General features: G+C 74.3%; 10 protein-coding genes. 7 read left to right on the forward strand and 3 right to left on the reverse strand.

Annotation, left to right across the window (positions count from 1 at the left end):
- Window positions 1–120: 120 nt before the first annotated feature.
- Window positions 121–306 carry a hypothetical protein gene (locus Q7T67_RS18225; protein WP_304793132.1) on the forward strand — a complete coding sequence of 62 codons (186 nt, stop codon included), beginning with the start codon at window positions 121–123 and terminating at the stop codon, window positions 304–306.
- A gap of 10 nt (window positions 307–316) precedes the next feature.
- A complete protein-coding gene (locus Q7T67_RS18230) occupies window positions 317–1,498 on the forward strand; it encodes a hypothetical protein (protein ID WP_304793135.1) in 1,182 nt (393 codons plus the stop codon).
- 19 nt (window positions 1,499–1,517) lie between these two features.
- On the opposite strand, the gene Q7T67_RS18235 is transcribed toward Q7T67_RS18230, so the two are convergent.
- Together Q7T67_RS18235 and Q7T67_RS18240 are read right to left on the reverse strand one after the other, a co-directional pair.
- The gene (locus Q7T67_RS18235; RefSeq protein WP_304793137.1) at window positions 1,518–2,447 is read right to left on the reverse strand and encodes a TIGR01777 family oxidoreductase; all 930 of its coding nucleotides are present in this window, start codon (window positions 2,445–2,447) and stop codon (window positions 1,518–1,520) included.
- 98 nt (window positions 2,448–2,545) lie between these two features.
- Window positions 2,546–3,958 carry an NAD-dependent malic enzyme gene (locus Q7T67_RS18240; RefSeq protein ID WP_304793139.1) on the reverse strand — a complete coding sequence of 471 codons (1,413 nt, stop codon included), beginning with the start codon at window positions 3,956–3,958 and terminating at the stop codon, window positions 2,546–2,548.
- Window positions 3,959–4,158: 200 nt separating this feature from the next.
- Between Q7T67_RS18240 and Q7T67_RS18245 the strand changes: the two genes are divergently transcribed.
- The gene (locus Q7T67_RS18245; protein WP_304793142.1) at window positions 4,159–6,930 is read left to right on the forward strand and encodes a DNA polymerase I; all 2,772 of its coding nucleotides are present in this window, start codon (window positions 4,159–4,161) and stop codon (window positions 6,928–6,930) included.
- A 94-nt stretch (window positions 6,931–7,024) separates the two neighbouring features.
- Here Q7T67_RS18245 and Q7T67_RS18250 read toward each other — a convergent pair whose 3' ends face one another.
- Entirely contained in the window at window positions 7,025–8,119 is a 1,095-nt protein-coding gene (locus Q7T67_RS18250) for an AbrB family transcriptional regulator (RefSeq protein ID WP_304793145.1), read from the reverse strand.
- Between the two features lie 47 nt (window positions 8,120–8,166).
- Between Q7T67_RS18250 and Q7T67_RS18255 the strand changes: the two genes are divergently transcribed.
- From Q7T67_RS18255 to Q7T67_RS18270, 4 genes are read left to right on the forward strand one after another with little or no spacing between them, the layout of a single operon-like run.
- Complete coding sequence (locus Q7T67_RS18255) at window positions 8,167–8,988, forward strand: siderophore-interacting protein (RefSeq protein ID WP_304793147.1); 822 nt, start codon at window positions 8,167–8,169, stop codon at window positions 8,986–8,988.
- A gap of 53 nt (window positions 8,989–9,041) precedes the next feature.
- Complete coding sequence (locus Q7T67_RS18260; protein WP_304793149.1) at window positions 9,042–10,103, forward strand: iron chelate uptake ABC transporter family permease subunit; 1,062 nt, start codon at window positions 9,042–9,044, stop codon at window positions 10,101–10,103.
- Window positions 10,100–11,185: an iron chelate uptake ABC transporter family permease subunit gene (locus Q7T67_RS18265; protein WP_304793151.1), complete on the forward strand. Its 1,086-nt coding sequence runs from the start codon at window positions 10,100–10,102 to the stop codon at window positions 11,183–11,185. The genes Q7T67_RS18260 and Q7T67_RS18265 overlap by 4 nt, the downstream gene beginning before the upstream one ends.
- Window positions 11,182–12,039: an ABC transporter ATP-binding protein gene (locus Q7T67_RS18270; protein WP_304793153.1), complete on the forward strand. Its 858-nt coding sequence runs from the start codon at window positions 11,182–11,184 to the stop codon at window positions 12,037–12,039. The genes Q7T67_RS18265 and Q7T67_RS18270 overlap by 4 nt, the downstream gene beginning before the upstream one ends.
- The last annotated feature ends 14 nt before the right edge of the window (window positions 12,040–12,053 follow it).

Below are 12,053 nucleotides of genomic sequence, written 5' to 3' on the forward strand. Positions count from 1 at the left end.
AGCGGGCCGCCGCCGCGGCCGGGCGCCGCGGCCCGGTCGACGCCCGTCCGTCCGCCGGCCCGGCCGGCAGGTCACGGGGCGTCGCCGGTCGACGGCGGTTCGCGGTAGATTTCGTGGCCCATGGGCCTCATCTACGCGATCACCGCCGCCTTCCTGCTGTTCATCATCACGTGGGCGCTGGGGTTCAAGCAGTTCGACGCGATCCTGCTGAGCGCCGGGGTCGTCGTCCTCGCCACCGCGATCTGGAAGGTCTTCTCGTACTTCCCGAACGCGGACACCGAGGTCGCGCCGTCCAACGACGCCTGATCCCGTCGCGATGACGCGCGCGGTCCGCCGCGCCGCGTTCGGCCTGGTCCTCACGGCGGCCTGCGTCGGCGCGGCCGGCTGCGGGGACGATCCCACCGGCGAGAAGGCCGGGGCCACGAAGGTGGCCCTGTACGTCGGCGTGCCCCTGCGCGGGCCCTGGGGCCCGCAGGGCGCCGCCGTCGTCCGCGGGGTCGAGCTCGGCCTGGCCGACGCCGACGGGGGCGTCGGCGGCCTGAGCCTGCGCCTGTCGGAGCGCGACGTCACCGACGACGACGGCATCACCGTCGGCGTCGCGGGCGCGGCGCGCGAGGCGGGCGTCGTCCTGCGCGACTCGGGCGCCGTGGCCGCGATCTCCGGCGTCTCGGCCGTCACGGTCCGCGAGTACGGGCTGCTGGCGAGCCAGACCGGCGTGGCGTTCGTCTCCGCCACCGGCGACGACGTGCCGATGACCCAGGCCGACCGCGAGCCCTCCGGCACGCGCAGCCAGGTCGTCCTCACCCCGGCGGACGAGGCGGTCCGCCGTGGCGTCGTCGAGCGGGTGAAGGCCGCGGACTGCGAGCGCACCGTCGTCGCCGACGCGCGCGCCACCGGAGCCGGTGCGCCCTACGACCTCTCGGCCGTCGACCCGGCGATCAGCGCCCGGGCGACGAGCTGGAGCGACGCGAACCTGCGCCGCACGGTCTCCGAGGCGGTCCGCGGCCGCACCGACTGCGTGGTCCTCACGGGCGACCCGTCGGCCGGCGATCCCGCGGCCCTCGTGTCGGCCCTCGGCGACCGCCTGCGCGGCCGCACGCTGATCCTCTCCCGCGGCACCGCCTCGCAGGCGACGGCCCTCGCCGTCCGCGAAGGGCGTCTGACGGCCGAGGCGGTCGTCGACGACGGCGTGCCGGGCGACTCGGCGGAGGGGCGCAGGATCGACGCCCTGTACCAGCGCCACTTCCGCACGCCGGCGCCGGTCGGCGCGCTCTCCGGCTGGCGGGCGGTGAAGCTGCAGCTGCGCGCGGTGCAGGCGGCCGGTGCGAAGGGCAACCGCCGCGACGGCGTCGTCGCGGGCCTCCTGCGCTCCGCGGTCCCCGGCCCGCCGGCGGAGGGGCGCCAGACCGCCGACGGCCGGATCACCACCCCGCAGCTCAGCGTCGCCCGCGCCGAGGCCTACGGCTGGCGTGCCGTCTCGGCGCTCGACCCGCGCTGACCGCGGGCCACGCGTCCCCTCAGGACCCGAGCACGTCGTCCAGCGCGCCGTGCAGGCCCGGGTGGTCGAACCGGTAGCCCAGCTCCTCCGCGCGGCCCGGACTCGTGCGGGAGCTGTCGAGGACCAGCGCCGACATCTCGCCCAGCACCGTGCGCAGCACGAACGCCGGGGCCGGGACGAGGACGGGGCGGTGCAGGGCGGCGCCGACCGCCTTCGAGTACGCCTTGTTCGTCGCCGCCTCCGGCGCCGCGGCGTTGACCGGGCCGCTGAAGGTCGGGTGGTCCAGCGCGGCGAGGATGATCCCCACCTCGTCGTCGACGTGGATCCACGGGACGTACTGCTTCCCGTCGCCCATCCAGCTGCCCAGGCCCAGCTTGAACGGCTTGGCCATCACCGGCAGGGCACCGCCCTCGGGGGCGAGCACCATGCCGGTGCGCACGAGCACGACGCGGACGTCGTGGGTCTCGGCACCGCGCGCCGCGGCCTCCCAGCTCGAGGCCAGGTCGCCGAGGAAGTCGGTCGCTGCGGGGTGCTCCTCCGTCACGACCGTGTCGCCGGTGTCGCCGTAGTACCCCGTCGCGGAGCCGCTGACCAGGGTCCCCGGACGGTCCTGCGCCGCGGCGATCGCCGCGACGAGCTGCTTCGTCGTCTCGACCCGCGAGGCCTTGATCCGCGGCTTCGCGGCGGCCGTCCAGCGCTGGAACACGGGCTCGCCGGCCAGGTTGACGACCGCGTCGCGGCCCTCGAGCGCGGCGACGAGGGCGGGGTCGGGTGCCCCCGGCGCGCCCGCCGAGCCGGGGCTCCAGCTCACGGCCTCGACGTCGCCCAGGGCGGCCTTGGCCTTCGCCGCATCGCGGGAGAGGACGGTGACCCGGTCGCCGCGGGCCTGCAGCCGGGCGACGAGTCGCGACCCGACGAGTCCGGTGGCTCCGGTGATCGTGACCTGCATGCGATGACTCCTGCGTCGGGGACCGTGGACCCTCTGCAGGGTACGGATGCCCTCCCCGGTACCCGGTGGGACGGGGCCGTGCCCGGCGGCCGTCCCGCTCAGACGCCGGCCGCGGCCAGGGCCTCGGCGGCGACGGCGGCGGCGACCGCGGGGGCCACGTCGCGGTCGAAGACCGACGGGATGATGTGGTCCTCGCGCAGGTCCTCCGGTGCGACGAGGTCGGCGATCGCGTGGGCGGCGGCGATCTTCATGCCCTCGGTGATCTGCTGCGCGCGGGCGTCCAGCGCGCCGCGGAAGATGCCCGGGAACGCGAGCACGTTGTTGATCTGGTTCGGGTAGTCGGAGCGGCCCGTGGCGATGATCCGGGCGTACGGGGCGGCCTCCTCGGGGGAGACCTCCGGGTTGGGGTTGGCCATCGCGAAGACCATCGCGTCGGGGTTCATCGCGGCGAGCTTCTCGGCCGGGAAGATCCGGGCGCCCGAGAGGCCGATGAAGAGGTCGCGCCCCGCGAGGTGGTCGCCGGGGTGGCCCGTCAGGTGCTCGGGGTTGCTCATCTCGGCGTACCAGCGCTTGACGCTGTTCATCGTGCCGTCGAGGTAGTCCGCACGCTTGGTGGAGACGATGCCCTTGGAGTCCGCGCCGATGACGTCGGTGACGCCCGCCGAGAGCAGGATCTTCGTGACCGCGATGCCGGCGGCGCCCAGACCGGTGACGAGGACCTTGACGTCCTCCAGCCGGCGGTCGGTGATCTTGCACGCGTTGATCAGCGCGGCGAGGGTGACGATCGCGGTGCCGTGCTGGTCGTCGTGGAAGACCGGGATGTCGAGCTCGGCCTTCAGGCGCTCCTCGATCTCGAAGCAGCGCGGCGCCGAGATGTCCTCGAGGTTGATGCCGCCGAAGGTCGGGGCCACGGCCTTGCAGATCGCGACGATCTCGTCCGTGTCCTTCGTGCTCAGCGCGAGCGGGAACGCGTCGACGTCGCCGAACTCCTTGAAGAGCACGCACTTGCCCTCCATCACCGGCATCGACGCTTCGGGGCCGATGTCGCCGAGGCCGAGCACGGCGGTGCCGTCGGTGATGACCGCGACCGTGTTCTTGCGCAGCGTCAGGTCGTGCGAGAGCGCGACGTCGTCGGCGATCGCCAAGCAGACCCGCGCGACGCCCGGCGTGTAGGCCATCGCGAGGTCGTCGCGGGTCTTCAGCGGGTGCTTCGGGGTCGTCTCGAGCTTGCCGCCCTCGTGGACCTGGAACGTGCGGTCGGTGAGCGCCAGCACCCGCGCGCCGGCGCGCTCGGTGATCGCGTCGGAGATCGCGCCCCAGGCGTCCTCGCCGCCCGCGGAGACCGTGATGTCACGGATCAGGGTGTCGCCGGTGACCGATACCAGGGCGACGTCGCCGATGACGCCGCCGGCGTGCCCGATGGCCGAGGCGACCTCGCCCAGCGCCCCGGGCCTGTGGTCGATCTCGACCCGGAGGACGATGGAGTACTGCGCTGACGGCGTTCCGCTCACGGGCCGAACACTAGTCCTCCGCGCGAGCCCCGCGAGGGCCGACCTAGTATGCAAGTACACCGTCCCAGAGGGCGATCGCGGCCCTCGTCGGGGCGGCCCCACGGGGCCCTGCGGGAGCGCGGCGGGGGACGCGGACCGGCGTCGTCCGCGGAGGCGCCCGCGACACCGGCGCTCGCCGCCCGGAGGGCTATGGTCCACCGGTGGCCGCCAAGACCCCCGACCTCCTCCTGATCGACGGCAACTCGCTGGCCTACCGGGCGTTCTTCGCGCTGCCGGAGTCCATCGCCACCTCCACGGGCGAGCCCACGAACGCGATCTTCGGCTTCGCGTCGATGCTCGTGAAGCTCTACCAGGACCTCGGGCCCGTCCCGACCGCCGTCGTCTGGGACGCGGGCATGTCCGGCCGCAAGGAGGTCTACCCCGAGTACAAGGCCCAGCGGGCGAAGAAGCCCGACCTCCTGCGGCAGCAGTGGCCGTTCCTCAGCGAGATCTCGGCCGCGTTCGGCTACGCCAACGTGAAGTCCGAGGGCTGGGAGGCCGACGACGTCATCGGCACGCTCGCCGTCCACGCACGGGAACGGAAGCTGCGCACCGTCATCGTCACCGGCGACCGCGACCAGTTCCAGCTGATCGACGAGGGCGACCTCGTCGGCGTGATGGCCACCGCGCGCGGCATCACCGAGGTCAAGGTCTACGACCACCAGGCCGTCATCGACCGCTACGGCCTGCCGCCGGCGCTGATCCCCGACTTCTACGGCCTCAAGGGCGACACCTCGGACAACATCCCCGGCGTCCCCGGCATCGGCGACAAGACCGCCGCGCAGCTCCTGCAGCAGTTCGGCGACCTCGAGACCGTCCTGGCGTCCGTCGACCAGATCTCGGGCGCCAAGCGCAAGCAGAACCTCATCGACCACGCCGAGAACGCCCGCATCTCGCGGGAGCTCGCGCGGATCCACGTCGACGTCGAGGTCGACTACGACCTCGACGCGCTACTCGTCGCCAAGCCCGACGCCGGGGCGCTGCGCGAGGCGTTCATGCGCTTCGAGCTGCGCGACCCGTGGCGCCGCCTCGAGCCGCTGCTGGACTCCGACGGCCGTCCGACCGCCGCGAAGGGCAAGGGGCCCGACCCGACGACCGTCGACGCGCCGGTGCGCGAGATCGCGCTGGCGGACCTGACCGCGGCCCTCGCGGCCGCGGACCCCGACGGCGGCGACCCGGCCGCGGTGGCCGTCGCGGTCGTCGAGCCCGTCGCCGCGGAGCAGGAGGAGTCCGGCCAGCTCTTCGACCCCGACGCCTCCGGCGACGCGCCCGCCGAGGGCGACGCCGACCCGGGCGAGACGTTCCCGCTGCGGTTCGCCGTCGCGCTGCTCGCCGACTCCCGGCCGACGGAGCTGCTCGTCGGCGGCTGCACGACGCCGGCCGAGGTCCTCATCGCGCTCGAGGGACGACCGCTCGTCGTCCACGACGGCAAGGCGCTCGCCGAGGGCGGCGGCGCCCGCGTCCAGGGGGCGCCGGGCACCGACGCGGGCGTGCGCGGCTACCGGGCGCCCCGCCTGGAGCACGACACGCTCCTGGCGCAGTACGTCCTGGAGCCCCAGCGCCGCGGCTACCCGCTGGACGAGCTCGCCGACGAGGCGGGCGTCGCCGTGGCGGAGTCGGTCACCGACGTCGCCGCGGCCACCGCCGGGCGCGTCGCGCTGCTGGCCGTCCACCAGCGCAAGCTGCTGCACGAGGCGGGCCTCACCGATCTGGTGCGCGACGTCGAGCTGCCGCTGGTCGACGTGCTGCGCGAGATCGAGCGCGAGGGCGTCCACCTGTCCGTCCCGCGCCTGGACGAGGTCGGCACGGAGGTGCGGACCGAGATCGGCGAGCTGCAGACGAAGATCCACGCGCTCGCCGGCCGCGAGTTCACGATCGGCTCGCCCAAGCAGCTCGGCGAGGTCCTCTTCACCGAGCTCGGCCTGACGACGAAGCGCCGTGGCAAGACCGGCTTCTCGACCGACGCGCGGGTGCTCCAGCAGATCCGGGACGAGCACGAGATCGTGCCGCTGATCGAGCGCTGGCGCGAGCTCTCGACGCTGACGAAGACCTACCTCGACGTCCTGCCGCAGCTCGCCTCGGCAGACCCCGAGAGCCGGATCCACACCACGTTCCAGCAGACCGTCGCGCAGACGGGCCGCCTCAGCTCGACGGACCCCAACCTGCAGAACGTGCCCGTCCGCACCGCGCTGGGCCGCCGGATCCGCGGCTGCTTCGAGGCGGCCGACGACATGGTGCTGCTCTCCTGCGACTACTCCCAGGTCGAGCTGCGCATCCTCGCCTTCTACGCCGAGGAGGAGACGCTGCGCGACGCGTTCCGCGAGGACCGCGACGTCCACACCGCCACCGCGATGCGGGTCTTCGGCGTGGGGGAGGACGAGCTCGACGCCGGCCTGCGGTCGAAGGCGAAGATGGTCAACTACGGCATCGCCTACGGGCTGACCGACTTCGGCCTGGCCGAGCGCCTGAACATCCCCCGGGGCGAGGCCGCCGAGGTCATCGACCGCTACTTCGCCGAGTTCACCGGCGTGAAGACGTTCATCGACTCGACGATCGCCCAGGCGAAGGAGGCCGGCGAGGTCCGCACGATGTTCGGTCGGCGCCGCCTGATCCCCGAGCTGCGCGCCCGCAACCCCCAGATGCGTTCCCTCGGCGAGCGCCTGGCCGTCAACACGATCATCCAGGGCACCGCCGCGGACATCATGAAGCTGGCGATGATCGGCGTCCGCCGGGCCCTCGACGACGCCGGCGTCCGCTCGCGGATGGTCCTCACGATCCACGACGAACTGCTCGTGGAGGGCCCGGCGTCCGAGATGGAGGGCCCGGACGGGGTGAAGGCCCTCGTGGAGCGCGAGATGGTCGCCCCCTGGGTGCAGGACCCGCCGCTGAAGGTCGAGGGTGGCGTCGGCCGCACCTGGATCGACGCGAAGTAGGGGAAAGAGGAGGGGCCGGGCCCCGCCCCGAGCGTCTCGGGCCGGACCGCGTCGGGGTTCGTCGCGGCTCGTGGCACCCGGAGGGGGCCGGAGGTCAGGCGGGGTGCTCCTGCTCGCGGCGCACGAGCCAGCGGGCCAGGAGCGGGGCCGCCAGGAGCATCGCGAACAGGCGCAGGACCTGGACCGCGAGGACGAACGTCGCGTCGACGTCGCTGGTGGACGCCGAGGCGAGCACCACGTAGAGGCCCCCGGGCGTCGTGGCGAGGTAGGCGTCCAGCGCGCCGACGCCCGCGAGCGGGACGAGCAGCAGGCCGAGGCCGGCCGAGACGAGGATCAGCGCGGCGATCAGGCCCAGCGTCGCGGGCAGGATCCGCGCGGCGTGGCGGAGGCTGGAGACGGTGAACCGCAGGCCGACGGAGAGCCCGATCGCGACGTAGGCGATCTGCAGGAGGAGCGGGGGCACGGGGGCCATGAGGTCGGCGCCGGCCAGCGAGAGGCCGGCCGCGACGATCAGCGGCCCCAGCAGCGAGCCCGCCGGCAGGCGCACGATCCGTGCGACCCCGAGGCCGACGGCGAGACAGAGCGCCAGCGCGACGGTGCCCTCGACCCAGCCGCCCGCGACCGCCCCCGCCGGGGCCGCCCGGCCGCCGCCACCGCCACCCGCGATCCCGACGACGACGGGCGTCAGCACGACGATCACGAGCACCCGCAGGTACTGCATGACCGCCACGAGTCGCTCGTCGGCCCCGAGATCCCGGGAGATCGCGACGATCCCCGACGCGCCGCCGGCGACCATCCCGAACGAGGCGGTCGGCCGGTCCAGGCCGGTCAGGCGGCTCATCAGCAGCCCCGCCACCACGGTGGCGATCAGCGTCGCGAGCGTGACGCCCAGGATCGGGGCCGCGTTGCGGCCGATCTCCGTCAGCGTCGAGCTCTGCACGAGCACCCCGAGCGACACCCCGAGGACGCCCTGCGCGACCCGCGCCCCCGGGCCCGGGACGTCGAGACCCCAGTCGGTGCGCAGGGCGAACGCGAGACCGATCAGGAGCCCGGCGAAGAGCGCGGGGGAGGGGACGCCGACCGCGGCGGCGGCGAGCGCGCCGGCGGTGGTGGCGGCACCGACGGCGACCCAGCGTCGGGCCCGCGGACCCGGGGGATGGGGCTCCAGCACGAGGGTCGAGTCTGGCATCTCGCCCACCGCGGCCCGGTTCGGCCTGTCTTGTTAGGCTCACCTACATGGCTGTGTCGCTGTCCCCCGCCGCGCTCCGGGCCAAGGAGCGCCCGTCGCCCCTGACCACGGGTCACGCGACCGTGCTGCGCGCCCGTCGGCTCACGCCGGGCGTCCAGCGGATCGTCTTCTCCGGGGCCGACCTGGCCCGGCTCCCGGACGAGGAGCCGGGCGAGATCATCACCCTGATCTGGCCCGCCGACGACGCCGAGCGGCCCGTGCTGCCGACGGAGGGCTGGCGGTACGCGCCCGGCACGCCCGACCAGCACTGGCGCAACTACACGGTCCGGGACTACGTCCCCGACGGCCCGGACGGCCCGCTGCTGACGGTCGACTTCGTGCTCCACGGCGACCACGGCCGGTGCTCGCGCTGGGCGACGCACGCCCGCCCGGGCATGGTCCTGGGCTTCGCCGGGCCGCGGATCCACTTCTACGCCGAGTCCGACGCCGACTGGACGCTGCTGGTCGGCGACGAGACGGGCCTGCCCTCGATCGCCGCGACCCTGGAGCGCCTGCCCGCCGGTCACCCGACGCTCGTCTTCGTGGAGATCGCCGACGCCGCGGAGCGGCAGGAGCTCAGCAGCGAGGCCGACCTCGTCCTGGAGTGGGTCACCCGCGACGGCGAGTCGGCCGGCCGCTCCCGGTGCCTCGAAGAGGCCGTCCGCGCCGCCTCGCTGCCGCAGGGCACACCGAAGGTCTGGGTCGCCGGCGAGTCGCTCGCGGTGCGCGGGATCCGCGAGCACCTGAAGCACGACCGCGGCCTGCCGATCGGTCCCTCGCAGGCGATCGGCTACTGGAAGCACCGCCTCACGCCCGACGACGTCGAGTGACGTCCCGGGGCGCGCGCCGAGCCGGACGACGCTGTTAGGGTGGCCTTCGTCCCGTGAGCGTCACCGTTCCCCAGGGCGCGTCGGCGACCGCGCCCCAGACTCCTGCCGTCCGGGCCCGCCGGGGCTCGCTCCTCGCCCTCGGTCTGGTGGCGGCGTTCGTCGTCCTGCTGGTGATGGTCGCCCTGAGCGTCAGCGTCGGCTCGCGGACGATCGCGCTGGACCGGGTGTGGGGGCTCGTCTTCAGCCCCGACGGCTCGGACGACGCGGTCGTCGTCCGCGACCTGCGGATCCCGCGCACGCTGCTCGGCCTGCTCGTCGGCGCCGCCCTCGGGCTGGCCGGGGCGCTGATGCAGGCCCTGACCCGCAACCCGCTCGCGGACCCCGGGATCCTCGGTGTCAACGCCGGGGCCGCGGCGATGGTCGTCGCCGGCATCGCGCTCTTCGGGTACGTCGAGCCGACGGTCCAGGTCTGGTTCGCGTTCCTCGGGGCGGGACTGGCCACGGTGATCGTCTACGGCGTCGCCTCCCGCGGGAGCAGCGGCGCGACGCCCGTCCGCCTCGCCCTGGCCGGGATCGCGCTGACCTTCGCGCTCTACGCGGTGGTCCAGGGCATCACCACGCTGAAGCCCCAGGTCTTCAACCAGTACCGCTTCTGGCAGGTCGGGTCGCTGGCCGGTCACGACGCCTCGGTCACCCGCCAGGTGGCGCCGTTCATCGGCGCCGGCATCGTCCTGGCGCTGCTCCTCGCGCGCCCGCTGAACACGCTCGCCCTCGGCGACGACCTGAGCCGGTCGCTCGGGGCCAACATCGCCCGCACCCGCGCCCTCGGCGCCCTCTCGATCACGCTGCTCTGCGGCGCGGCCACGGCGGCGGCGGGCCCGATCGCGTTCATCGGCCTGACCGTGCCCCACGTCGCCCGGGCGATCGCCGGGCCCGACCAGCGCTGGGTCCTGCCCTACTCGATGGTGCTGGCGCCCACGCTGCTGCTCTTCGCCGACGTCATCGGGCGCATCGTCACCCGCCCGGGGGAGCTGCAGGTCTCGATCGTCACCGCCGTCATCGGCGCACCGGTCTTCATCGCGATCGTGCGCCGCCGGCGCATCGCCCAGCTGTGAGCACGGCGCGGATCCCCGGGAGCGGCGAGGTGCCCGGCGGCCTCGGTCGGATCGTCCGGATCCCGGGCACCCCGGTCAGCTTCCGCACCCACACCCGGGTGCTGCTGGTGGGGGCCGCGCTGCTGCTCGTCGGCTTCGCGCTGCTCGTCCTCGCGGTCGGGACGGGCGAGTACCCGATCAGCGTCGGCGACGTGCTCGCGACGCTGCTGGGCGGCGGCGACCAGGGTCAGAGCTTCATCGTCGAGACGATCCGGCTGCCGCGCGCCCTGACGGCCCTGCTCGTCGGCGCGGCGCTCGGGGCCGCCGGCGCGATCTTCCAGAGCGTCACCCGCAACCCGCTGGGCAGCCCGGACATCATCGGCTTCACCTCGGGGGCGTCCGCCGGTGCGGTGCTCCAGATCGTCGCGTTCGACGGCGGGGCCGGGGCCGTCGCCCTCGGGGCGCTCGCCGGCGGGCTGGGGACGGCGCTGCTGGTCGGGCTGCTGGCGTTCAAGGGCGGCGAGGGCGTCCAGGGCTGCCGGCTGATCCTCATCGGCATCGGCATCAGCTTCGTGATGGTCGGGATCACGAACTACCTGCTCACCCGGGCCCGGCTGGAGGACGCCGCGGCGGCGAACGTGTGGATCACCGGCAGCCTGAACGGCCGGGGCTGGGAGCAGGTCGTCCCGGTGGCGATCGCCCTGGCCGTGGTCCTCCCGCTGACGTTCGTCCTGGCCCGCGAGCTGCGGATGATGGAGATGGGCGACGACGCCGCCGGCGCGCTGGGCGTCTCCGTCGGCCGGGCCCGGACGGGCCTGCTGCTCCTGGCGGTCGTCCTGACCGCGGTGGCGACGTCGTCGACCGGTCCGGTGCTGTTCGTCGCGCTGGCGGCGCCGCAGATCTCGCGGCGCCTGACCCGCGTCACCGGCCCCGGGGTCGGGGTCGCCGCGCTCACCGGCGCGGTGCTCCTGATCGGCAGCGACTTCCTGGCCCAGCGCGTCTTCCCGGACCAGCAGCTGGCGGTCGGCGTCGTCACCGGCGTGCTCGGCGGGGTCTACCTGATCTGGTTGTTGTGGAACGAATGGCGAGGCGATCGCGCATGACCCGAGACCCGACGATCGACGGCGGACCGCGCCTGCGGGGCGAGGGACTCTCCCTGGGCTACGACGAGCGCACCGTCTCCACGGACCTGACCGTCGACATCCCGGACGGCTCGTTCACGGTCATCGTGGGCCCCAACGCGTGCGGGAAGTCGACGCTGCTGCGGGCGCTCGCGCGGATGCTGAAGCCCTCGCAGGGGACCGTGATCCTCGACGGCGGACCGATCACCAGCCTGCCGTCGAAGGAGGTCGCCCGGCGCCTCGGGCTCCTGCCCCAGAGCTCGATCGCCCCGGACGCGATCACCGTCGCGGATCTCGTCGCCCGCGGCCGCTACCCCCACCAGGGCCTGCTGCGCCAGTGGTCCCGCGACGACGAGCGCGCGGTCGCCGCGGCGATGGCGTCCACCGACGTCACGGAGCTCGCCTCGCGCGCGGTCGACGAGCTCTCCGGCGGCCAGCGCCAGCGCGTCTGGCTGGCGATGGTGCTCGCCCAGGAGACCGGCATCGTGCTCCTCGACGAGCCGACGACGTTCCTGGACATCTCGCACCAGATCGAGGTCCTCGACCTCTGCGCCGACCTCCACGAGGAGCAGGGCCGCACGATGGTGGCGGTGCTCCACGACCTCAACCACGCCTGCCGCTACGCGACGCACCTGATCGCCATGCGCGACGGCGCGGTGGTGGCGGAGGGGGATCCCTCGACGATCGTCGACGCCGAGCTGGTGCAGCGCGTCTTCGGCCTGCGCTGCCGCGTCATCCCGGACCCCGAGACCGGCACGCCGCTGGTGGTCCCGGCCGCCCGGCAGCGCTCGCGCGACGCGGCGCTGCCCGCCGCGTCGGCGCCCGTGCCGGCCTGAGGGCCGCGCCCGCC

The organism is Patulibacter sp., from assembly GCF_030655195.1.
GTDB lineage: Bacteria > Actinomycetota > Thermoleophilia > Solirubrobacterales > Solirubrobacteraceae > Patulibacter.

Coding starts and splice junctions, on each gene's coding strand:
- Q7T67_RS18235 (WP_304793137.1), bottom strand. CDS start 2,447: ATGCAGGTCACGATCACCGGAGCCACCGGACTCGTCGGGTCGCGACTC.
- Q7T67_RS18225 (WP_304793132.1), top strand. CDS start 121: ATGGGCCTCATCTACGCGATCACCGCCGCCTTCCTGCTGTTCATCATC.
- Q7T67_RS18255 (WP_304793147.1), top strand. CDS start 8,167: ATGGCTGTGTCGCTGTCCCCCGCCGCGCTCCGGGCCAAGGAGCGCCCG.
- Q7T67_RS18230 (WP_304793135.1), top strand. CDS start 317: ATGACGCGCGCGGTCCGCCGCGCCGCGTTCGGCCTGGTCCTCACGGCG.
- Q7T67_RS18250 (WP_304793145.1), bottom strand. CDS start 8,119: ATGCCAGACTCGACCCTCGTGCTGGAGCCCCATCCCCCGGGTCCGCGG.
- Q7T67_RS18270 (WP_304793153.1), top strand. CDS start 11,182: ATGACCCGAGACCCGACGATCGACGGCGGACCGCGCCTGCGGGGCGAG.